Origin of the sequence: Oenococcus oeni, assembly GCF_020510245.1 — a bacterium.
Lineage (GTDB): Bacteria > Bacillota > Bacilli > Lactobacillales > Lactobacillaceae > Oenococcus > Oenococcus oeni.
Window position 1 is genome coordinate 827,589 of record NZ_CP084701.1, and the last position, 21,822, is coordinate 849,410.

The following is a 21,822-nucleotide window of genomic DNA, read 5'->3' on the forward strand; positions in this document are numbered from 1 at the left end:
TGATCACAACTTCACGATTTTTTATGATTAAAAATGTAAGCGATATCAGGAGGCTTATAAATATGACAGAACAGTTATGGGACTTGAGAAGAGTCCTTGATGAAATTAAAGATGATCCGCAACAATATCATGCGACTGATGTTGAAGTTGATCCGGATGCTGAATTATCTGGCGTCTATCGCTACATTGGTGCTGGTGGAACTGTGGAAAGGCCGACAAAAGAAGGACCGGCGATGGTCTTTAATAACGTTAAAGGTTTTTCCGATGCACGCGTATTGATTGGTTTAATGGCTAGTCGTAAGCGAGTTGGCAAGATGCTGCACCACGATTTTCGAACATTGGGTCAATTTTTAAATGACTCGGTGTCCAAACCGATTGCTCCGGTAGTTGTAGATGAAAATCAGGCTCCGGCCCACGAAGTTGTTTATCGTGCAGAAGATCCTGGCTTTGATATTCGCAAGTTGGTTCCGGCTCCTACGAATACGCCACTCGACGCCGGACCGTATATTTCTTGCGGAGTTGTTTTCGGTTCAAATATGGACAAAACGATGAGTGATGTGACGATTCATCGAATGGTTTTGGAAGATAAGGATAAAATAGGGATCTTCATTCAACCTGGCGGTCGCCATATTGGTCATTTTGCCGAAGAATTTGAAAAAGCTAATAAACCGATGCCAATCACGATCAATATTGGTTTGGATCCAGCTGTTACGATTGGGGTCACTTTTGAGCCACCAACGACACCACTTGGTTATAACGAATTGGGAGTTGCTGGTGCTATTAGAAACCAGGCGGTTCAATTAGTTGATGGTTTAACTGTTGATCAAAAAGCGATTGCTCGGGCAGAATACACTTTGGAAGGCTACATTATGCCTAACGAGCGGATTCAAGAAGATATTAATACTCATACCGGTAAAGCAATGCCGGAATTTCCTGGCTACGATGGGGATGCCAATCCGGCTCTACAGGTTATTAAGGTAACGGCTGTCACACACCGTAAAGATCATCCGATCATGCAAAGTGTAATAGGCCCAAGCGAGGAACATGTCAGCATGGCTGGAATTACTACTGAAGCAAGTATCTTACAGTTGGTAAACCGAGCAATTCCCGGGAAAGTTAAAAATGTTTATAATCCACCGGCAGGTGGTGGAAAATTGATGACGATCATGCAAATCCACAAAGATAACGAGGCCGATGAAGGGATCCAGAGGCAAGCCGCAATTCTGGCCTTCGCAGCCTTTAAGGAACTTAAAACTGTCTTTTTGGTTGATGATGATGTCGATATTTTCGATATGAATGATGTTGTTTGGACGATCAATACCAGGTTCCAAGCAGATCAGGACGTCATGGTATTGTCAGGTATGCGGAACCACCCACTTGATCCATCGGAACGGCCAGCATACGATCCAAAGTCGATTAGAATTAGAGGAATGAGTTCCAAACTTGTGATTGATGGTACTGTACCATTCGATATTCGCGATCAATTTGAACGTGCTCAATTTAAAGAAGTTCCGGATTGGGAAAAATATTTAAAATGAAGCGGAGAAATTATGGCTGTGAAGAAAATAATTGTTGGGGTTAGTGGTGCTTCAGGCACTATTTATGCCGTTGACCTTTTAAAGCAACTTCATGCCATATCCAATGTCGAAGTTCATCTGGTTATGAGCAGTTGGGCCAAGAAGAATCTTTCGTTGGAGAGCGATTATTCTATTGATCAAATCAAAGAACTTGCCAATTATACTTATAATATCCATGATCAGGGAGCAGCGATCGCCAGTGGTTCTTTCTTAAATGACGGTATGGTGATTGTTCCGGCCAGTATGAAGACAGTTGCTGGAATTGCCAGTGGCTTTGGTGACAATTTAATTGCTCGAGCTGCTGATGTAGCTATTAAAGAGCAACGCAAGTTGATCTTAGTTCCTAGAGAGACACCCTTGAGTGTTATTCACTTGGAAAATTTGACTAGATTGGCGCGGCTGGGCGTACAAATCATTCCACCGATTCCTGCCTTTTATGGCCATCCGAAAACGATTCAAGATTTGATCAATCATCAGACGATGAAAATACTTGATGCTTTTTCAATCAACAATAATCTCGATAACCGCTGGGAGGGGGATTGAAGTGCCGGAAAAAACATTTAAATTTACTGTAGCTCAATCTGGTTATTCCTTGGATATGCTTGTTCGACAGATAGGACCGGATCTTTTAATCAGCGTTACAGGAGGAACAAACCCGCATATCGGTGTCGTTACTACTCTGGCTCCCGGCCTTAAAACCCAAACAGTTCGTTTTCTTAGCCCACACGAAGGCTTTCATAAAGAGGATTTGATCACAGAAAGAATTGCTACGAAAATTAGTCCCAGTCTTACAAGAAATTGTGTGATCACGGCTGGCGTGCATGTTAACTACATTACAAAAAAACAGATTGCCGCTGCAGGACCAATGTCGGATAAACTAGGTGAACAATTACTGCTTTGGCTCAAATCACATCCTGAAAATACTTCTAAACCGATTTATAAACATCCAGAATAAAAGAAAATAAAAAACGACAACGATTCTAAATTCTTTTTTACTTATTATCTCCACTATTTGGCAGTTAAAAAAGCAATCGAAAATCAAAATGTCGAAAGAAAAGAAAAAACTTTGAATTATGACTAAAAAAACAATCGGCTTTCTAAGCGGAGTCGTGGTGTTCGTAATCATTGATTTAATCCCATTTAGCGGTTTATCTACAACTGGTCGGCTCGATTTGGCATTGACTTTGATGACTGTTGTTTGGTGGGCAACTCAAATTGCTCAACCCGCTTTTGTTGGTGGGATTTATCTGATGCTCTTAATAATTTTCCAAGTAGCTACTCCTGCCCAAGTGTTTTCAGACGCCTGGACAGGATCAATTATGTGGTTGGTGATTGGAGCCTATTTGATTGCGGGAGCTGTAAAAGATTCTGGGTTAGGGGAACGAATTGCTTACGCCTTTATTGTGCGTTTTGTTCGTTCCTGGAACGGAATTATTATTTCAATTTTCGTGTTGACATTCATCCTATCGCTTTTGATTCCACATCCGTGGCCACGAGCATTCTTGATCATGTCCGTCATAGACGTTGTTGCTTCAAGCGCTCACATGGCGAAGGAGGACCAAGCCAAACTAGGTCTGACGGTTTTCGCAGCTTCTTGTCCTTTGTCAGGAGTGTTCTTAACCGGCGACACGTCACTTAATCCATTAGCGGTCGCGGATTCGGGCGTAAAAGTCAGTTTTATGTCTTACTTTTATTACATGAGTGTTCCGATGATTATAGCAGCTATTATCACTATGCTGTTGATTATGGTTTTATTTCGTCCAACCAAAGAGGTGTCAATTGATGTTGATGCTTTAAGACTGAAGCAAAAAGGGCTTGGTGCTTTTTCCGAGAAGGAAACTCGTACTCTAATTTGGCTGGTAATTGCGATTGCTCTATGGCTAACCAGTGGAATAACCGGAATTGATGTTGGCTGGCTAACGCTGGTTGTCGCGCTGCTAATGAGTCTTCCATTGATCGGCGAAGTATTAACAGCTAAATCGTGGAGTGGTGTACCTGTCAATGTATTGATATTTTTGACATCGGCAATTACGATTGGTGTTGTTGGTAAAGTTACTGGAATGAATAGTTGGATTGCCAAGACGATCTTGCCTTCTTCCTTACCACAAAATCTTTATCTGCTGGCAATCATAATTACGATTGGTGCGATGGTCATTCACATGTTCATGGGTTCGGTCATTGCAGTTATGGGAGTTACAATTCCAGCCTTCTTGGCGGCCACTACCCATATGGGCGTTAACCCCTTGGCGATTTCGCTGTTGGTCTTTTCTGTAGTTAATCTTCACTATATTCTGCCTTTTCACAATATGGCTATATTAGTCGGGAGTGATCCCGACACCGGTGGAGGCTATAATCAAAAACAGGTTATGCGTTTGGGCATACCATTGACGATTGTGATGTTCATCGTGGCAGTTGTTGAAATTTTTTGGTGGAAATTAATTGGTTTTGTATAAGCTATTGTTAAAGATTATATATAAAGCCACTAAGTTAACTTAGTGGCTTTTTTTGTTGGGTTAAAACAGGCCTAGAATTGTAAGTATTATTTTTGGGAATCCAAAAATTGATCATCAAAAAAAGCCTTAATTGGTAATTAAGGCTTTTTTTATTTAACAACAAGAACATCGCAAGCTGAATTTCTAATTACATAACTGGTGTGCGAACCGACAACCAGTTTTTCCACGGTGTTCAATCCAGTGTTACCAAGAACAATTAGATCGATTCCGTGCTCTTTTGGATATTCATTTGCCAAAACCAATTTAATGTTGCCCACGAGGGCTTCGCCTGTCACTTTCAGACCAGCTTTTTTCGCATCCTCGACATAGGAAACAAGCTTATCTTGAACTTGATGATACTGATCACGATAGAAATCTTCGTTAACACCAAAGGAGGAATCCATTCCTCTGTCTCGATTAACAATCCAAATTAGATGAAGATCGGCTGAAAGCGCGTTTGCCAATCCGCAAGCTACTTTAAAAGCGTTATCCGCTTGGGAAGAACCATCCAAGCCAACTAAAATATTTTTATAAACCATATCAATCAGCTCCCTTATCTTGTGGTTTAAAAGAATTTAACTTGGAATGCTTTTTGGCGTATCCAAAATAAAGAATCATACCAATAGCGAACCAAACGATAAATCTAATCCAGGTTTCCCAATTCAAACCTGCAATCAAAACCAAACAGAAAATAATTGCGATGATTGGAGTAAATGGAACCCCTGGTGCCTTGAAACCTCGATGAACTTCCGGGTGGGAATGACGCATCCAAAGGACACCAGCTGAAACGAGAATAAAGGCAGTTAATGTTCCGATATTAACTAGTTCGGCTAGAATATTCAAGTTTATCAAACCACCGGCAATCGCTGTAATGATACCAAAGAACCAAGTACCTTTAAAGGGAGTTTGGTATTTCATATTAACATCTCCAAAAAACTTTGGAAACAAACCATCGCGCGACATTGAATAACTAATTCTAGATTGTCCATAAAGCTGAACCAGGATGACGGTCGTCATACCCAAAATAGCACCGATACTTACAATGATTGATAACCAAGTCTGCCCGGTTGAATGCAGAACCGCCAAAACCGGTGCATTTAAATATTTTGCAAAAACAGTGAACTTCACAACACCGGTCATAATCAAAGTCATAATGATATATAGAACCGTTGAGATAAATAAGGACAACAAGATCCCACGAGGAAGAGTCTTGCTTGGATTGATTGTTTCTTCAGCACTAGAAGAAACGGAATCAAAACCGATAAACGAGAAAAATACAATTGAAGCCGCTGGAATAATTCCGGCTGCCGTACCGTTATGGAAAGAATACAAACCATAAGGAGAAAAAGGCTGCCAGTTATGTGGCTTAATGAACCAAATTGTGCAGACGATAAAGAGTAGGATGACAGCTAACTTGACAATAACCATCGTATCGTTTACTCTTTTTGTTTGCGTAATACCAATTGAAATAATCCAAGTAATCAATAAAACAATTAAAAAGGCTGGTAAATTAAAATAGCTCGTAACGCCAGCGGTTGTGCCAGCTGCTGCCGTTAAAACGGTCGGAATATGAATTCCCAGATTGCCAAGCAAATTGGCGAAATATCCTGACCAGCCGACAGAGACGGTTGCCGCTCCTAATGCATACTCCAAAATTAAATCCCAACCGATAATAAAAGCAATAATCTCACCAAAAGCGATGTAAGAGTATGTGTAAGCCGAACCGGCCACTGGTGCCATTGAAGCAAATTCAGCGTAACAGAGACCGGCAAAGCCACAGCAGATTGCCGCAACCAGAAATGATACCGAGATTGCCGGTCCAGCTGTTAACGCTCCCTTTCCGGTTAGAACGAAGATTCCGGTACCGATAATTGCTCCGATACCAAGGAAAGTTAAATCCCACGTTCGCAAAGTCCTTTTTAAAGGCGTCGAATGTTTTAAAATCTCACCGACGTCTTTTTTTCTAAAGATATCCATTTAAATTACCTTCTTTCATAAAATTTAATGAACATTCTATTACTAAATGTTGCTTATAGCTAGAACAAAATTAAAAAAATTCATAAAAATGCTCTAATTAGGGGCAAATTACGAACATTAATTAATCAAAACAAATTTTTATTGATTTCTTTTCCACGAATAATGATGAAAAAAATTGTTTTTCGAATTTTTTCTTTGTTTTTAGAAAATGATTGAATTAAAAAAATAATCACCGTGGTATAGTTGAATAGAAAACGGATATATTTTGAGAACGTTTTTTCAGAGAGGGCCTGGTTGATGTGAGGGCCTAATTCCTAATCAAAAGGCTCCCGTTTATTAATTAATTTAAAAAAGAGACACAAACATTGTGTGAAGCCCGGTGGTACCGCGATTTATCGCCCGGGCATTAACATGATGTTTTTTTATTATTCGAGGTAACAATGAAAAAACTTAATTCAGCACAAATTCGTCAGATGTTTCTTGATTTTTTTCAATCCAAAGGACATAAAATCGAACCCAGTCAGTCACTAATCCCTCAAGATGATCCAAGTCTTTTGTGGATTAATTCCGGTGTTGCTACTCTAAAGAAGTACTTTGACGGTTCAGTGATACCAGATAATCCACGGATTACCAATGCGCAAAAATCAATTCGTACCAATGATATTGAAAATGTTGGTCACACGGCCCGGCACCACACTTTTTTTGAAATGCTCGGAAATTTTTCCGTTGGCGATTATTTTAAAAAAGAAGCAATTCCTTGGGCTTGGGAATTATTGACAAGTCCAGAATGGTATGGGATCGAACCGGAAAAACTTTTTATAACCTACTATCCCCGAGATACCGAGACCAAAGAACTTTGGGAATCACAAGCAGATTTTGTTGCTGGCCATACGATTCCTCAAGACGATAACTTTTGGGACATTGGGGAAGGCCCTTCCGGTCCCGACACAGAAGTTTTTTTTGATCGTGGACCCAAATTTCAAAATTTGCCTGATAATGATCCCGAAATGTATCCGGGTGGTGAAAATGAACGTTATCTTGAAATTTGGAATATCGTTTTTTCTCAATTCAATCATTTACCCGGTTTGACAGATAATTCCAAGTATCCAGAGTTGCCACATAAAAATATTGATACCGGAATGGGACTTGAACGAGTAGTCTCAATCTTTGAAAATGCACCAACTAATTTTGAAACAGATCTATTTTTGCCAATTATACGCAAAGTAGAGCAGTTGTCCGGAAAAAGATATGGAAAGATTAAAGATGAAGACGTCAGTTTCAAGGTAATTGCTGATCACATTCGTGCAGTGACTTTTGCAATTTCCGATGGCGCTCTGCCGGGAAATACCGGTCGTGGTTATGTGATTCGCCGTCTGTTGCGTCGTGCAGTTATGCATGGACGCAAATTGGGAATCGAAAAACCGTTTTTGACTCAATTAGTTCCAATCGTTGGGAAAATAATGGAAGCATATTATCCGGAAATTCTTGAAAACGAGGACAAAATTATTCCAGTAATTCAGAGCGAAGAAGGAAGATTCAATAAAACCCTGACAGCCGGCTTGAATTTACTCGACGATCTGATTGAAAAAGCTCATAAAGATAATGCAACTCATATTTCTGGGAAAGATGCTTTCAAACTTTTCGATACTTATGGATTTCCCCTTGAATTAACTGAAGAACAGGCTGCCGATGCCGGCTTGACTGTTGATACAACTTCGTTTGATAAAGAAATGAAGGATCAGCAAAATAGAGCTCGTACAGCTCAAGGGAAACTGAAAACTTTTGGTTTTCAGGATGAAGCTTTGATGAGCTTAAAGGTTCCATCGGTCTATGTTGGTTGGAAGCAAAGCAGTGTCGATGATGCAAAAATTGCAGCTATTATAGTAGATGATCAACAGGTTGATGATGCCAAAGCCGGTCAAAAAGCTTTGTTGATTTTTGATAAAACACCTTTTTATGCTGAGATGGGTGGCCAAGTGGCTGATCAGGGAACTGTACAAGCAGCGAATGGAAAAGTGTTGGCACAGGTAACAGATGTCCAAAACGCTCCCAATAAACAACATATTCATACTGCTAAACTTATTTCCGATCTTAAAATTGGTCAAAAAGTAAACCTTCGTCTTGACATGCATCGCCACGTTGCTGTCTCGAAAAATCATACGGCGACGCATTTGTTGGATCAGGCTTTGCGTAATGTTATTGCTGGCAATATTCATCAAGCCGGATCTTTGGTCGAACCAGATTATTTACGTTTTGATTTCACACATCAAGGACCGGTTCCAACAGAAACCTTGGATCGAATCGAAGATCTGGTTAATCAGAAAATAGCAGATGCTTTGCCGGTTTCTTGGATCGAAACTGATATTGAATCAGCGAAAAAGCTTGGGGCCGTGGCTGTCTTTGGCGAAAAATATGGAAAAAAAGTTCGAGTTGTTTCTATTGGCGACTTCAACAAAGAGTTTGATGGAGGAACGCACGCTAAGAATACCAGCGAACTCGGTTTATTTAAAATTGTCAGCGAGTCCGGCATTGGAGCGGGAACTCGTCGAATCGAAGCTGTCACTGGTCAATCTGCTTTTAAAATGTTAAAAAACCATGAAAAACTACTAAAAAAAGCAGCCGAATTTTTAAGTGCGCAAAAATTAGCGGATGTTCCCGATAAAATTGTTGATTTACAAAATAATTTAAAAAATGTCCAAAAGCAGGTAGAATCTTTGTCTGATAAAGCAGCTAATGTTGCTGCCGACAAAATTTTCGAAAAAACTCTTGAAGCTGGAAAATATAGTTATATAGCTGCTCAAATTGATAATCAAACAGTTGACGGTCTGAGAAAAATTGTCGATGAATGGCGGCAAAGGGCAGTCTCTGATCTAATAATTATTGCTACAAACAATAATGGTAAAGCCCTATTGGTTGCTGCTTCTGCAAAACCGAATGAAGTTAAGGCTGGTAATGTTGTTAAAGCGATTTCTCCCAAAATTCAAGGCGGTGGTGGTGGTCGTCCGGATTTTGCTCAGGCTGGTGGTAAAAATCCGGCTGGTATTGCTAATGCTTTGGCAAGTGTTTCCGAATACTTGGAAAGTCTTGATCAACGATAGGGTAGAATATAGTGGATGGCAGAATTTGAAGATACAACTGTATTTAATTTTGGTTCGCAAAAACCGGAAAACGTTCGTTCGATGCTTAAGCTGGTGTATGAGGCTTTGGAGGAAAAAGGTTATAATCCGATTAATCAAATTGTTGGTTATTTAATTTCTGGAGACCCGGCCTATATCCCGCGGCTCAATGATGCGCGTAACTTGATTCGTCGTTTTGAACGTGATGAAATTGTCGAGGAACTTGTCAAAGATTATCTTTCGGATCATAAAACGGATCAGAAGAAATGAGGCTGCTGGGCTTGGATGTCGGTTCAAAAACCGTTGGGGTTGCTCAGTCGGATCCTTTGGGTTGGACCGCTAGTTCAATCGAAATTATTCGTATCAATGAGGCACAGGGCGAATTTGGTCTAGACCGACTTGGGCAAATTATTTCCGAAAAAAAAGTAAGCGGAATTGTTATCGGCTTACCGAAAAATATGAATAATACCGAAGGCCCGCGAGTCGAAGCTTCGCGGAATTATGGAAAAATGGTGTCTGAACGATTCGGCCTCCCGATTGATTATCAAGATGAGCGTTTGACTAGTGTCGAAGCCAATCGGATGTTGATAGAAGAGGCAGATTTGTCACGTGCAAAGCGAAAAAAGGTTATTGATAGTCTGGCAGCTCAGTTAATATTGCAAAACTACCTCGACAAAAAAGGAAGACTTACAAATGGCTAACAAAGATCAGCAGGATAACGATAAATATGTAACCTTAACGGATGAAAAGGGCAATGAATCTTTATACGAAATCTTGTTCACTTTTCATTCTGACGAATATAAAAAAGATTATATTTTATTCACTCCGGCCGGCAGTGATCGAATTACTGTTGAGGACCCAGACCAGGAAGTCGAGATTCAGGCTTTTAGTTTTGATCCGACTTCCGGAGATTCGGAAACTGATTCCAACCTTTATCCAATTGAAAATGATGATGAGTGGAATATGGTCTCAGAAGTCCTGAATACTTTTGTCGAAGACGATTCTTTGCGAACTGATGATAAAAATGATGAAGACTAATTGTTTTAGTCTTCATCAAGTCCTTTAGTATACAAAACATTGAAACTAGAATAAAAATTACTGATCAATTTCATAAGCAGTTGTGAACTGGTGAAATGTTGATAGGAAATTGCATCATTGAATTCCGCTTTTAAGACGTAGCGGTGGAGATCTTTGTTCTCTTGTAACCAAACAACTCCCGAGGCGCCGTATTGACTTAACTTATTTTGATTTAGAGTTAGGGTTTTTTCGGCGATTTCGGCTTGTTTATCTTCGCCAACGAAATAATAAAAAGCAATTAAATGTGTGTCCTGACGAGTATCGGTAATTATGTGTTTCACATTCAATTCAATTGATTCGGAACTTCCTTTTAAGAGTTCTTGGGAAAGAATGCCAAATTGCGATTGACCGGGTTTTGAAATCAATTGCAAATTATTCTCTTCATTTTGATCAGACAATTTCAAAAGATAATCTTTACTTCCTAGGGTCAAATATAGTTTATTCATAATTAAATTTTAACGCTATAATTTGCAGTTAAACGGATTGATATAATAGAGATAATGAAATTAGAAAAAATTGATGCGAATACGTTACATATCATGCTGACGAAAGCTGATCTTGATGATCGCCACGTCTCAATGATGGATTTGATGTCCGATCGTAGTGAAGTCGAAAGTTTTTTCTATTCAATTTTGGACGAAGCGGATGCCGATCATTCCTTTAGTAACGACGATCAGGTTACTTTCCAAATTCTCCCGACTGGACAACATGGAGTCGAACTTTTCATTTCGAAAATTGTTGATGATCCGAATGTTTCAGTTGATGAAAGTGGCAAGGCAGTCTTCTCGCTAAAAAACGAACAAGTTGATCCGACAATTGTTAAATTGCTGCGGGGATATGATGATCCAGCTCATTCAAAAAAAACAACTGTTTTAAGTAGGGGCAAACAAATCCTACAGGCAAAGAGAAAGCATCCGCATGGTGTTTTGAATAATTGGTATTTATTTACTGATTTTGATGAGTTTTTAACTGTTGTTAATCAAATCGACTCTCGGCAGCTTGTTTCTGATCTTTATGAAATTCAAACAGCTGATAAAAATTCTTCCGTTCATCGTTCCTTTCTGCTTCATCTACTTTCAAGGACGAAAAAGGCTGAAGCGATTCAATTGTTAATGAGCGATTTTGGTCTGCGGGTTGATGGTAGTCAAATCGAAGCAAGTGACTTAAAGAAACCAATTTTCTTGAATAGCGCTCTCGAGTTATCAAAAAAATTTTTTAAAAATTGATTTTTTTGCGTAATAAGTATTAGATATGCTTGTTGCCAAGGATTGCCATAATGTATTAGTTGAAGCTGGTCGCGCTCGTCGTGGCGAGTTTTTTTATTGCCCGTTTTGTAAAAAAAGACTGCTTCTTTGTCATGGAGAAATCAGAATTCCTTATTTTGCTCATTCAGCCAGGGATAATTGCAACAGTTTTTCAGAAAATGAAAGTGAAATTCATTTGCTGGCAAAGCAAAAAATAAAAGAGGCTACTGAAAGACTCGGCTACCGAGCTGAATTGGAAAAAGTTTTGCCCTTGATTTCTCAAAGAGCTGATTTAATAATCAGCGATTCGGCTGGGAAGGAACTGGCAATCAAGTTTCAGCAAAGTCCTATTAGTATTCCTCGACTTAGAGAAAGAAATCAGGGTTATAAGTCTATTGGCTTATCGGTTATCTGGTTTTTGGGTCCAAATTATTCTTTTACAAATCCTAGTCAGAGGACTGTATTTAAATTTGCTGATCAAGAGACGAAAGTCTATTACTATGATCAAAACAAGCATGAAATTATAATTTTGACTGCGCTTTTCAAAAGAGATTATTATAAATTCGAACCGGTAGTTCATAGAGTTCCGTTTAATAGTTTTATTAAGAATTTTTTTCTGAAGCAGTCTTTGACTGAACAATCAGAGGAAATTTTAATCAATAAAAAGATTTTATTTAAACAGGCGAATGCTTTACAAAAAGATTTGCTCTTAAAACGTGTTCCGACTGAAATTTGTCGGTTGGTATACAAACATCGACATATTAACGTTGCCTGCGGACCCTGGATAATTCATCAGGGAACTCAAGCCGGTTTGAAAACCACAAATTGGCACTGGCGTTTGATGATTATTTTGGAATTAGAGGAATTTGACCAAGACAATCTTTGTCCAGTCAGTTATTTATCAAAAAAATTTACTTCCGATAAATATTTCTATGAAAGATCAATTGAAAGCCAATTTGCCAAACATGCCTTTCTAAAATTATTGCAGGAATTGGTTGAAAAGGGAATTATTGATCTTAAACTTTCGTATGTTTTGGTTAAGAAATTACCAATATGGTTTGAGAATTATCAACAGAAACTATTCTTCTTGCGTTAAAATGGTTTCAATTACGGAGGGTCTATGACAGAAAGCAAAAAACAGATAACTCGGGCTGAAGTTGAAAAAAATCCGGCTCAAACATGGGATCTTAGCAAAATTTTTAAGACGGACGATGATTGGGAAAAAGCTTTTCAAAGTTCGGAAACGAAAATCAAAGGCGTTTCTCAATTGGCCGCTACAGTGAAAGATGCAAAGAGTCTTTTACATGCCATTAAATCAATTTTGGATATGTACAGGCTGGTCGAGACAGTGTATGTTTATGCTTCAAGGAAATCCGATCAGGATACCAGCAATAATAAATATGCAGCTTTTAACGCAAGAGTTGGAAGCTTAGCGGCCCAGGCTGAGTCGGCGAGTTCTTTTTTGACTCCGGCTATCATCGCTTTTACTCCGGATGAATTGGCTTCCTTTTATCAGGATGAACCTGAATTGGAAGATTACCGTCATATGATTGATTCATACGTTCGCAATCGTGATCATACTTTGACTCCTGCTGAAGAAAAGTTGCTGGCCGCTGCAGGAGATGTTTTATCGAATAGCTCACAAATCTTTAGTGTTTTGAATGATTCTGATTTGAAATATGACGATGTGGTTGACGAGACAGGCGAGAAAGTTGAATTGACCCAAGGCCTTTATTCAAGGATGCTCGAGTCCGATAATCGCCAGATTAGAAAGACTGCTTTTACAACCCTTTATAAGGCCTATGACAAATTAAAGAATACTTTTGCGTCAACTTTATACGGACAAATGAAATCTGATAATTTTTTGGCTCTTGCCCACAAATTCAAGAGTGATTTGGAAGCAGAAACTTTCAGTCATAATATTCCAGAGACGGTTTTCAATACTTTAATTACAACAACCGATCAACATTTGAATTTGCTTCATAGATATGTAAGCCTGCGAAAAAAACTGCTTGGTCTTTCTGAATTACATAGTTATGACCTCTACACACCCATTACCGGCAAAGTCGATTTCCCGGTTGATTTTGAAGGAGCCAAAGCGATTGTCTTAGAAGCTTTGAAACCATTGGGTGACGAATATCTTAATGGAATTCAACGCGAATTCGACGAACGCTGGATTGATGTGCCGGAAAATGCTGGTAAACGTTCCGGCGCATATTCAGATGGAGCTTATGATACTGTTCCTTATATCTTGTTAAATTGGCAAGATACGCTCGATAATGTCTTCACTCTGGTTCACGAATCAGGTCATTCACAGCATTCGTTATTGACTAGAAGCAATCAACCTTATCAATATGGAGATTATCCGATTTTTTTGGCAGAGATTGCTTCTACAACCAATGAAATGTTATTGACCGATTATTTGTTAAAAACTCAAAGCGATCCAAAAATTAGGGCTTATGTGTTAAATCATTATCTTGATGGTTTCAAAGGAACTGTTTTCCGTCAAACCCAATTCGCTGAATTCGAGGATTGGATGCATAAAGAAGCACAAAAAGGCAATGTCCTGACAGCGGAAACCTTATCGAAGTTTTATGGTGATTTAAATAAAAAATTCTATGGCGATTCCCTGACTTTTGATTCTCAAATCGCGCTCGAATGGGCTAGGATACCACATTTCTATTACAATTATTATGTTTACCAATATGCAACCGGAGAGTCGGCCGCAACCACTTTGTCACAGGGCATTATTGAAGATCCGAAGAGAAATGTGCCATTGTATCTTTCTTATTTATCAGCTGGTTCTTCTGATTATCCTCTGAATATTATCAAAAAAGCCGGTGTCGATATGGAGAAACCCGATTATCTGAATAAAGCTTTTGATGTTTTTGAAAAACGTTTGAATGAATTCGAGGAACTTGTTACAAACTAAAAGGAAATTAATTTCATAATTTTTGAATTAGCCGAACTTTGTTCAGCTTTTTTAAAAAATAACTTATCAAGACGGTTTATTCGTTAGAATGGGATATATGAAGATTTGCTTGTTTCCAAATGATCAGCCTTTGTCTCTGCAGGTGGCTAATGAATTGAGAAAGAAACTTGAGAATGCTGACGAAATTCTGACAGATAAATTTCCTGATTTAGTAATTTCAATTGGTGGGGATGGGACATTTTTGTCCGCTGTCCACCAATTTGCCAATCAATTGTCAACAATTCGTTTTGTTGGTGTCCACACTGGACATTTGGGTTTTTATTCTGATTGGCTGGTTAATGAAATCGATCTTTTGCTTGATAAAATTAAGCAGGATCACGGACAGGCAACTCATTATCCTTTGATGGAAGCGAAAGTTCATTATTTGGATGGGCAAATTACTGATATTCTTGCGGTTAATGAAATTATTCTGGATCGAATTACAAATTCGCTTTCTGTCAATGTTTATGTAGATGATTTATTATTCGAAAAATTCCGTGGAGATGGTCTTTGTATCTCTACACCAACCGGTTCTTCCGGATATAACAAATCTTTGAATGGCGCTTTGATTGATCCCAATTTTTCGGCACTACAAATGACTGAAATTGCTTCTATTAACAATCGTGTCTATAGAACTTTAGGCTCTCCGATTATTGTTTCTTCGCATACAACGATCCGAGTTGTTCCGGAAATTGGCGATCCAACGATAAATTATGATAGCTATCGTCTCCCACAAAACCGCTATCAGGAAATTGTTTTCAAAATCGCCAAACAGCCTTTACGAATGGCTAATTATAAGCAGATCAGTTTTTGGCAACGGGTTAAAAATTCATTTATCGGAGACGAGTGTTAATGGAATTTTCATGGATTTCGGAAACGAAGGAACCGGAAAAAGTTCGTTTGTTTCTAAAGGCACGCGGTGTGTCGCATCGAATGTTTTCACAGATCAAACATTTTGGAGGAAAGATTGTCGTCGAAGGCCGTGAAGTCTTTACGAACGATTACGTTAAGAATGGTGAAAAAATAACAATTTTCATGCCTCCGGAAAGAGAAAATGTGGAATTGGATGCTGATTTTACCGATCCTTTGAAAGTCGTTTTTGAGGATAAAAACTTCCTGATTGTCGATAAACCGGCTTTTGTGACTACAGTGCCTGGACATGCCGATCGAAAAACCACTCTTGTTAATATGATCAAGGCTCATTTGATTCAAGAGAAGGCTGATAGTCTTGTTCCACATGTCGTTACCCGTTTGGATCGCGATACGAGTGGATTGGTTCTTCTGGCAAAACATAAATTTGCTCATGCTTTACTAAACGATGCTTTGATGGAACACCATGATATTGAAAAGTTTTATGTCGCTTTGGTATCCGGCAATTTTCAAGAGGACCATGGCATGATTGATGAACCGATTGGTCGGATAGAGGGTGATTTTATCAGACGGCAGGTTCGTCAAGATGGAAAAAGGTCGGTCACTGAATACTGGGTTGAGAAACGTTTTGATAATTTTACTCAGCTTCGAATTCAACTGCATACCGGGCGAACCCATCAAATCCGTGTTCATATGGCCTGGGCCGGACATCCATTAATTGGTGATGTCTTGTATGGGGGGCCACATTCCAAATTAATTTCTCGACAGGCACTTCATGCTTCGGAGATGATTTTCTTTGATCCTTTTGCAAATAAAAACCAGCACTTCAATGCTGGTTTACCGGACGATATTCAAAGAATCATCGAAGCTGAAAATTACTGATTATTTTTCAAAATAAACACGAACCGCTTCTGGCAGATAAAAATCTTTTTGGATTAAAGTTAGTTTCCCATTTTCGGGATTGATAGAATAACTTGTGGCGTTATTGGTATTTTGATTGACAGCTACTAGATATTTTCCGTCTGGGCTTACGTTGAAGTCGCGGGGGAAGTCTCCCTCTGTCGATATTTGTTGAATTAATTCAACATTTTCTTGATTTTCGGATATTTTAAATACAGCGATTGAATTATACCCTCTGTTTGAGTTGTAGATGAATTTATAATCATTAGAGAGACGAATGGCAGCAGCACCGTTATGGGCAGTCCAATCTGCTGGAATTGTCGAAACTGTTTTAACGAGCTCGAATTTGCCTTCTTTGTATTTTAGAATGGATAATTTCGAAGATAGTTCTCCAAGCAGATAGGCATAATTGCCATCTTTACTGAAGCGTATGTGCCGAGGACCGAAGCCTTTTTCTGTTTTAAAACGAGTTGGCTGGGATAATTTTCCATCTTTTGATAATTCGAATGTTAATAACTCGTCGCTTCCCAGATCAACAGCTACCAAACGATTATCAGGAGTTAAAGCCGTGAAATGAATATGCGAGGATTCTTGTTCCGGACGTGGACCACTACCTTCGTTTTTGAATTCATCGCTTTTGATCAATTTTTGACCATCGATTTTATAAATAGAGACCAAACCTTTATGATAATTTCCGGTAAAAACTAGTTGCCGTTTTTCATCAACGAATATATAGGCTGGCGAAGATCCGTCTGATATTTGTTCATCGGTTTTTTTGAATGGAATCGTCGAAGTGTCCCACACTGATACCCCGCCACGTTGATCTTGTTTGTCAACGGCATAAAGCAATCCAGCATTGGAAACAGCAAAATAGGTTGGAGATCCGATTTCAGCAGTGTTCTTTAAGTTTTTTAGTTCGCCACTATCGGATAGTTCAGCTTCATATAGGCCTTTGGATTCAGATTTTGTATAAGTTCCAAATAGTAATTTGTAGCTCATTATTTTTCCTTTCTTGTTACACAACTATTATCAATCATGATAGAGTAAAAGAGCAATGCGATTTAATAAAAAGGAAGTCGACCAACAAAAAACTTGGCTGGAACGTTGGGTTTTTAATAATCGCTTGGTTTCAGTTCTTTTAGTGATCATTCTTCTTCTTTTGACGATCTACCTGCTTCATAAGACGAGTTTCATTTTTGAACCGATTAAGGCACTTTTTTCTGCAGTTGGTGCACCGGTTATTACGGCTGGCATTTTTTATTATCTGCTTATTCCATCGGTTAATTGGGCTCATGACAAATTTCATTTGTCCAAGCAATTGATTGTTTTAATTATTTTTCTGTTTGTGGCTTTGTTTTTGGTATTGTTCGTGGTCTATATCGCACCAATTATTCGCGATAATTTCATTGTCTTTTTTAAACATTGGCCTGATTATTATTCTCATTGGTCAAAGAGATTGCAGGTATGGCTTAGCTATCCAGGTTTAAAACCGATTAAAAATTGGGTATTAGATACGAATAATAATTTCAATAAAACGATTATTAATTGGTCGAAAAATTATTTAACTAACGGCATTGCCGGAGTTGGCAAAATAACTCGAGTAATTACAATGATTGTAATTACTTTAATTACTTTTCCTTTTATTCTTTATTACATGCTAAAAGACGGTGATCAGCTACCGCGTTATATTTCACAGTTTTTCCCAGCCCGCACGCGACCAAGTTTATTGGAAGTCCTTCACGAAATTAATAAACAGATTTCGGATTATCTGCGTGGACAAATTTTAACTGCGGTTGCTGTTTCGATTATGTTTATGATCGGTTTTTCTATTATTGGTCTGCCATATGGAATTTGGATTGGTTTATTGGCCGGGCCCCTAAATCTGATTCCTTATTTGGGCTCTTTTCTAGTGATGGTGCCTGCCATAATTATTGCTTTGTTCGGTGGAATCCATCTCGTGATTGCTGTTTTAATTGTTTTCGTTATTGAGCAGACATTGGAATCGCGTTTAATCCATCCGAAAATTATGGGTGCCTCGATGAATATCCATCCGATTACCGTTTTGGTTATTTTACTGGGTGCTGGAGAAATGTTCGGTTTACTTGGAGTTGCCTTTGGAATCCCTACTTATGCTGTTTTAAAAGTATTAATCGGCAGAAGTTACCATTGGTGGAGAGAAAATTCGGAGTTGTTTAAAGGATGAATCATATTGTTTTGTTTGAACCTTCAATGCCTGCTAATACAGGCAATATAGCTAGAACCGCTACGGCGATTAATGCACGATTGCATTTGATCAAACCGCTTGGTTTTGATTTGGATGATAAAAAAGTAATTCGGGCTGGCTTGGATTATTGGAGCAATGTTGATTTAGTGATCCATGAAAATTTACCTGAGTTTTTGAAAACAATTGGCAATGGAAAACTTTTTCTTGTTTCTAAATATGCAAAAATTTCTTACGATCAGGCTGATTTTTCAAACACATCTGTAGATCAATACTTTCTTTTTGGGAACGAAGCTTATGGTCTTCCAGAGGTATTTATGCGAAAAAATCCCGAAAAGGCAATTCGAATTCCTCAAAATGATCAGCATGTTCGCTCTTTGAATTTAAGTAATTCGGTCGCAATTGTCCTTTATGAGGCAATGCGTCAGCAAAATTTTCATGGGCTTGAACGTATTCACGAATATGATCAAGACAAGTTAAAGTAATACTTAAGGCATTTTTATCTGACCGTTTTTTTTTATAGACTTAATGCTGGATAAATGGCAACACGACGTAGAAGAAAAACTAAAAAAACACAAAAAATAAATTCAAAAACTATTTTGATATTGGTTATCGACGCTCTCTTTGTTTTGGGAATTTTCCGTTTGGGAATTGTTGGCAATTTTTTTGCCAATATTTATAAATATGTTTTTGGTAATTTTTTTGTGATTTTTATTTTATTGATCGCTTTCTTTTTGAACTACTGGCTCCTGTACAAAAAACTGCCGAAGATTCCAACAAGAATTATTGTCGGAATCATTTTCTTGGCATTGCCTTTTCTGGCGATTAGTTCATTGTTTTTTGCTGCCGATCTGAAAAGTGGCAGCAATCTTTTAAGGCAATTATTTAAAGTTACTGCCAACGATATGAGCCATAATCGTTCTCAAACAAATGTTGGAGGTGGTCTAATTGGCGCTCTGCTGTATTTGTCCCTTTCTCAAATGATCTCCAATGTTGGTGTTTGGATTGTTTCGATTTTGTCTGCTGTCTTTGGGATTTTTCGATTATTAGACAAGTCAGTTCTATCTTCAATCTCCAAAACGACTCAATTCTGTCGGGAGAAAGTATCAAAAATTAAGGACAATCGAGCAAATAAAGTCAAGGATCCTCAATCTAATAATTTCTTAAAGAAATATTTTCAGGGCGATGATTCAAAAGAAGAAAGCAGACCGGTTTCCAATGTGGCGACAAGGACGGAAGAGGTTCAACCAAAGATTCGTTGGAATCAAGTTGATAGTGGAAACGATGTTGATCGAGGTACTCGTCAGAGTACAAATTTCGCTACTGATAATTCCTTAAATAACTCAACTCAAAATTCAGGAATTGCCAATCCCTCGAACGCCCCAACTGATTTTGACGATAATATTTCTAAGGAAATCGGCGATGATCAGGTTATCGATTCAATTGAAACTGTTGATAATCCAGATTATAAAATACCTCCATTTTCGGTTTTATCGCATATCCAAATCGTTGATCAAACCAGTGAGTACAAGCAGTTAACGAAAAAATCCCAGATTGTTCGCGATACTTTAAAATCCTTCAATATCGAGACGGAAGTAAGTTCGGTTAGTTTGGGACCAACTGTTACTCAATATGAGTTAAAGCCGGCCCGCGGTGTTAAGGTTTCAACGATTGCCAACCGAGCCGATGATCTCGCATTGGCTTTATCAGCCAAATCAATTCGTATCGAAGCACCGATTCCGGGAAAACCATTCGTGGGAGTCGAGGTGCCCAATGAAGTTCAAGCAACGGTTGGTTTCTCGGATATTATCGAACATTCGCAGTTTAATCCAAAACATCCGTTGACTGTTCCTCTTGGACGCGATGTTAATAATGACGTTGTTTCTGCTGATTTATCGGCAATGCCGCATCTTTTAATCGCCGGAGCAACCGGTTCAGGAAAATCAGTCGCGATTAATGGAATTATCAGCTCGCTTTTGATGCGCTTAAAACCAAATGAAGTCAAGTTAATGATGGTCGATCCGAAAAGAGTCGAGTTGTCAATGTATAACGACTTACCGCATTTATTGGCACCGGTGATTTCCGAACCGCGAAAGGCCGCACGCGGTTTACAAAAAGCCGTGAAAGAAATGGAAAGGCGTTATGAATTATTTGCCGATCACGGGGTGCGGAATATTGACGGCTGGAATAAAAAAGTACTCGACTACAATAAAATAAAAGGGCATGCAATGCCGAAAATGCCCTATATCGTCATTATTGTTGACGAGCTGGCTGATCTGATGATGACGGCCAAAAGTGATGTTGAAACGGCAATTGTGCGTATTGCTCAAATGGGGCGAGCAGCCGGTGTCCATTTGATTTTGGCTACTCAACGTCCCTCAGTCGACGTCATTACCGGTTTGATTAAAGCAAATGTTCCTTCGAGAATTGCCTTTGCCGTTTCTTCAGGGATCGACAGTCGCACGATTCTCGACCAAAATGGAGCCGAAAAATTGCTCGGAAAGGGAGATATGCTTTTTGCGCCTGTTGGCAAAGAACCTATACGAATTCAAGGGGCTTTTATTCCGGACCGGGATGTCGAAACTATTACCAACTATATCCGAGAAGAATCGTCGGCTCAATATGCTTCGAGCATGTTGGTAGAAGACGGTGAATTGGGCGATAATTCAAGTGAAGAAACTGGGGCGAACGGGGAACCAGTGGATGATTTATTCAACGAGGCATCCGATTTTGTTATTCAGCAGAAAAAAGCTTCGACTAGTTTATTGCAGCGTCGTTTTCGGATTGGTTATAACCGGGCTGCTCGCATTATTGACGATTTGGAAGCCGCTGGAATTGTTGGCCCGCAAGATGGAAGCCGGCCACGAGAAGTTTTGGTTTCTGATAAGAAAAACAATGATTGAATTAAGCAAGCAGATCTATTTACGGATCTGCTTTTATTTTTAATTATTTCCAATCCTAATTAGCATGATTTCTTTTTTTAACGTATCCTAATAAATGATGTTTTACTTGTCTATATTTTTCTGGTGCATCTCGATATTGTCTTGGTTTGCTTTGCAATTTTTTGCAAAGCAATACCAGATTAGCGATATGCCGTTCTGGGATTGGCTGATTCCAGCTGATTTTTTTCTTGTAATTGTTTTAATCGATCGTTACCTGGCTTTTAACTTTCAATATATTGCAATTTCTTTTTGGTTGCTGATCTGGCTGTTAATTGTAACTTTACTGATCTTCAAATCGGACGACCAACATAGCTTAAAGGCTTTTTGGCTTTGGTTTATTAATTTAACCGGCGTACTTCTATTAATCGAATTAGCTGCGCTTATCGTATACATATTCTTTATCAAACACTAAACCGGTTCTAAGGAACCGGTTTT

Annotated in this window: 21 protein-coding genes; 17 read left to right on the forward strand and 4 right to left on the reverse strand. The window is 38.8% G+C overall.

Annotated features, from left to right (window positions below; translation table 11 throughout):
- Positions 1-62: 62 nt before the first annotated feature.
- The 4 genes from J3U91_RS04430 to J3U91_RS04445 all read left to right on the forward strand — a co-directional run bounded on the left by J3U91_RS04430 (position 63) and on the right by J3U91_RS04445 (position 4,030).
- Positions 63-1,538, forward strand: coding sequence for a UbiD family decarboxylase (locus tag J3U91_RS04430; protein ID WP_002819015.1), 1,476 nt, complete (start codon positions 63-65; stop codon positions 1,536-1,538).
- 12 nt (positions 1,539-1,550) lie between these two features.
- Positions 1,551-2,120 carry a UbiX family flavin prenyltransferase gene (locus J3U91_RS04435; protein ID WP_002819013.1) on the forward strand — a complete coding sequence of 190 codons (570 nt, stop codon included), beginning with the start codon at positions 1,551-1,553 and terminating at the stop codon, positions 2,118-2,120.
- 1 nt (position 2,121) lies between these two features.
- A complete protein-coding gene (lpdD, locus tag J3U91_RS04440) occupies positions 2,122-2,532 on the forward strand; it encodes a prenylated flavin chaperone LpdD (RefSeq protein ID WP_002819012.1) in 411 nt (136 codons plus the stop codon).
- Positions 2,533-2,650: 118 nt separating this feature from the next.
- Positions 2,651-4,030: an SLC13 family permease gene (locus J3U91_RS04445; RefSeq protein WP_002819011.1), complete on the forward strand. Its 1,380-nt coding sequence runs from the start codon at positions 2,651-2,653 to the stop codon at positions 4,028-4,030.
- 149 nt (positions 4,031-4,179) lie between these two features.
- Here J3U91_RS04445 and J3U91_RS04450 read toward each other — a convergent pair whose 3' ends face one another.
- Together J3U91_RS04450 and J3U91_RS04455 are read right to left on the reverse strand one after the other, a co-directional pair.
- Positions 4,180-4,608: a universal stress protein gene (locus tag J3U91_RS04450; RefSeq protein ID WP_002817671.1), complete on the reverse strand. Its 429-nt coding sequence runs from the start codon at positions 4,606-4,608 to the stop codon at positions 4,180-4,182.
- A gap of 1 nt (position 4,609) precedes the next feature.
- Complete coding sequence (locus tag J3U91_RS04455; RefSeq protein ID WP_002820395.1) at positions 4,610-6,046, reverse strand: amino acid permease; 1,437 nt, start codon at positions 6,044-6,046, stop codon at positions 4,610-4,612.
- 440 nt (positions 6,047-6,486) lie between these two features.
- Between J3U91_RS04455 and alaS the strand changes: the two genes are divergently transcribed.
- From alaS to J3U91_RS04475, 4 genes are read left to right on the forward strand one after another with little or no spacing between them, the layout of a single operon-like run.
- The gene (alaS, locus tag J3U91_RS04460; RefSeq protein WP_002819009.1) at positions 6,487-9,144 is read left to right on the forward strand and encodes an alanine--tRNA ligase; all 2,658 of its coding nucleotides are present in this window, start codon (positions 6,487-6,489) and stop codon (positions 9,142-9,144) included.
- Between the two features lie 15 nt (positions 9,145-9,159).
- Positions 9,160-9,432, forward strand: a complete 273-nt coding sequence (locus J3U91_RS04465) for an IreB family regulatory phosphoprotein (RefSeq protein ID WP_002817669.1) — start codon at positions 9,160-9,162, stop codon at positions 9,430-9,432.
- Complete coding sequence (gene ruvX, locus J3U91_RS04470; RefSeq protein WP_002817668.1) at positions 9,429-9,863, forward strand: Holliday junction resolvase RuvX; 435 nt, start codon at positions 9,429-9,431, stop codon at positions 9,861-9,863. Before J3U91_RS04465 ends, ruvX begins: the two co-directional genes overlap by 4 nt.
- Positions 9,856-10,200: a DUF1292 domain-containing protein gene (locus J3U91_RS04475; RefSeq protein WP_002819008.1), complete on the forward strand. Its 345-nt coding sequence runs from the start codon at positions 9,856-9,858 to the stop codon at positions 10,198-10,200. The genes ruvX and J3U91_RS04475 overlap by 8 nt, the downstream gene beginning before the upstream one ends.
- A gap of 5 nt (positions 10,201-10,205) precedes the next feature.
- Here the strand turns inward: J3U91_RS04475 and J3U91_RS04480 are convergent, their stop codons facing one another.
- A complete protein-coding gene (locus J3U91_RS04480; protein WP_002819007.1) occupies positions 10,206-10,685 on the reverse strand; it encodes a hypothetical protein in 480 nt (159 codons plus the stop codon).
- Positions 10,686-10,739: 54 nt separating this feature from the next.
- On the opposite strand from J3U91_RS04480, the gene J3U91_RS04485 reads away from it, so the two are divergent.
- The 5 genes from J3U91_RS04485 to J3U91_RS04505 all read left to right on the forward strand — a co-directional run bounded on the left by J3U91_RS04485 (position 10,740) and on the right by J3U91_RS04505 (position 16,206).
- On the forward strand, positions 10,740-11,465 hold the full coding sequence (locus J3U91_RS04485) for an adaptor protein MecA (protein ID WP_002817665.1): 726 nt from the start codon (positions 10,740-10,742) through the stop codon (positions 11,463-11,465).
- A gap of 25 nt (positions 11,466-11,490) precedes the next feature.
- Positions 11,491-12,579: a competence protein CoiA gene (locus tag J3U91_RS04490; RefSeq protein WP_002819006.1), complete on the forward strand. Its 1,089-nt coding sequence runs from the start codon at positions 11,491-11,493 to the stop codon at positions 12,577-12,579.
- Between the two features lie 24 nt (positions 12,580-12,603).
- Positions 12,604-14,415 (forward strand): oligoendopeptidase F, encoded by a 1,812-nt coding sequence (pepF, locus tag J3U91_RS04495; protein WP_002819005.1) that lies wholly within the window; start codon positions 12,604-12,606, stop codon positions 14,413-14,415.
- Between the two features lie 88 nt (positions 14,416-14,503).
- Positions 14,504-15,307 carry an NAD kinase gene (locus J3U91_RS04500; protein WP_002820393.1) on the forward strand — a complete coding sequence of 268 codons (804 nt, stop codon included), beginning with the start codon at positions 14,504-14,506 and terminating at the stop codon, positions 15,305-15,307.
- A complete protein-coding gene (locus tag J3U91_RS04505) occupies positions 15,307-16,206 on the forward strand; it encodes an RluA family pseudouridine synthase (RefSeq protein ID WP_002819003.1) in 900 nt (299 codons plus the stop codon). The genes J3U91_RS04500 and J3U91_RS04505 overlap by 1 nt, the downstream gene beginning before the upstream one ends.
- On the opposite strand, the gene J3U91_RS04510 is transcribed toward J3U91_RS04505, so the two are convergent.
- Positions 16,207-17,223 (reverse strand): lactonase family protein, encoded by a 1,017-nt coding sequence (locus J3U91_RS04510; RefSeq protein ID WP_002819002.1) that lies wholly within the window; start codon positions 17,221-17,223, stop codon positions 16,207-16,209.
- A 55-nt stretch (positions 17,224-17,278) separates the two neighbouring features.
- Between J3U91_RS04510 and J3U91_RS04515 the strand changes: the two genes are divergently transcribed.
- The 4 genes from J3U91_RS04515 to J3U91_RS04530 all read left to right on the forward strand — a co-directional run bounded on the left by J3U91_RS04515 (position 17,279) and on the right by J3U91_RS04530 (position 21,799).
- Positions 17,279-18,427 (forward strand): AI-2E family transporter, encoded by a 1,149-nt coding sequence (locus J3U91_RS04515; RefSeq protein WP_002819001.1) that lies wholly within the window; start codon positions 17,279-17,281, stop codon positions 18,425-18,427.
- On the forward strand, positions 18,424-18,930 hold the full coding sequence (locus J3U91_RS04520) for a tRNA (cytidine(34)-2'-O)-methyltransferase (protein WP_002817659.1): 507 nt from the start codon (positions 18,424-18,426) through the stop codon (positions 18,928-18,930). Before J3U91_RS04515 ends, J3U91_RS04520 begins: the two co-directional genes overlap by 4 nt.
- Before the next feature lie 54 nt (positions 18,931-18,984).
- Positions 18,985-21,348 (forward strand): FtsK/SpoIIIE family DNA translocase, encoded by a 2,364-nt coding sequence (locus tag J3U91_RS04525; protein WP_002817658.1) that lies wholly within the window; start codon positions 18,985-18,987, stop codon positions 21,346-21,348.
- A gap of 136 nt (positions 21,349-21,484) precedes the next feature.
- Positions 21,485-21,799, forward strand: a complete 315-nt coding sequence (locus tag J3U91_RS04530) for a hypothetical protein (protein WP_002818999.1) — start codon at positions 21,485-21,487, stop codon at positions 21,797-21,799.
- The last annotated feature ends 23 nt before the right edge of the window (positions 21,800-21,822 follow it).